The sequence below is a fragment of the Planomonospora algeriensis genome (assembly GCF_977012225.1).
This window is the reverse complement of record NZ_CDRNDK010000958.1, coordinates 1-900: the sequence shown is the minus strand read 5'-3', so window position 1 is coordinate 900 and position 900 is coordinate 1. Positions and strand designations below refer to the sequence as shown.

2 protein-coding genes are annotated in these 900 nt (G+C 74.1%); both read left to right on the top strand.

Features of this window, described 5'->3' with window-relative positions:
• Positions 1 to 615: sulfotransferase family protein (locus tag ACWJ6R_RS37170; RefSeq protein WP_449066676.1), on the top strand; the 615-nt coding region annotated here is incomplete at its 5' end.
• Positions 616 to 617: 2 nt separating this feature from the next.
• A partial coding sequence (locus ACWJ6R_RS37165; RefSeq protein ID WP_449066677.1) for a sulfotransferase family protein occupies positions 618 to 900 on the top strand: 283 nt, incomplete at its 3' end.

Genomic DNA, 900 nt, shown 5'->3' with positions numbered 1-900 from the left:
TTCCCGGACGCGCAGTTCGTGCACCTGATCCGGGACGGCCGCGACTGCGTGGCGTCGCTGAAGGAGATGCCCTGGTACACCAGGGACGTCTTCCACGCGGTGAACAGCTGGGCCGAGGCGGTCGACTGCGGCCGCCGGGCCCGCAGGCTCCCGGCCGACAGCTACTACGAGCTGCGCTACGAGGATCTGATGGCCGACCCGGAGATCGAGCTCGGCAAGCTCTGCGCCTACCTCGGCGAGGACTACGATCCGGCCATGGCCGAGCCGTGCCGCGTGGCGGGGGCCGCGGTGCCGCAGGCCAGGGACCCGCGCCGGAACGCCCGCGGCGAGACGGCCGCGCTCCGCCCGGGTTCGTGGACCTCGCGGCTGGAGCCGTGGGAGGTCTCCCTCTGCGAGACCGTGCTCGGCGAGCGGCTGACCGCCTGCGGGTACGAGCCGGTCGGCGCGCCCCCGGCGGACAGGGCCCAGGTCGCCGCGGTGGAGGAGATCGCCGCCCGCCGCCGCCGGGCCCGCCGGCGGCAGGAGGTCCGGGACCGGATCAACCGCTTCCGCGAGCGGGGCCCGGTGGCCGCGCAGCTCACCGTCCGGCAGCTGGGCGAGTTGGCGAGGGCGTGACCATGCAGTCCGACCGGCCGGTGTTCGTGATCGGCTGCCCGCGTTCGGGGACGACGATGTTGCAGCTCATGCTGCACGCGCACCCGCGCATCGCGGTGCCGCCGGAGACCCGCTTCATGATCTCCGCCTACCAGCGGAGGCTCTACTTCGGCGACTTCACCGCGCCCGTCTGCCGCCGCGAGTTCACCGAATGGCTGGTGGGCCGCCGCCAGTCCCGCTTCCACGTGCTCGGGCTGGACGCGGCCGAGGTGACCAGGGAGATCGTCGACGGCCCGGGGACGCTGG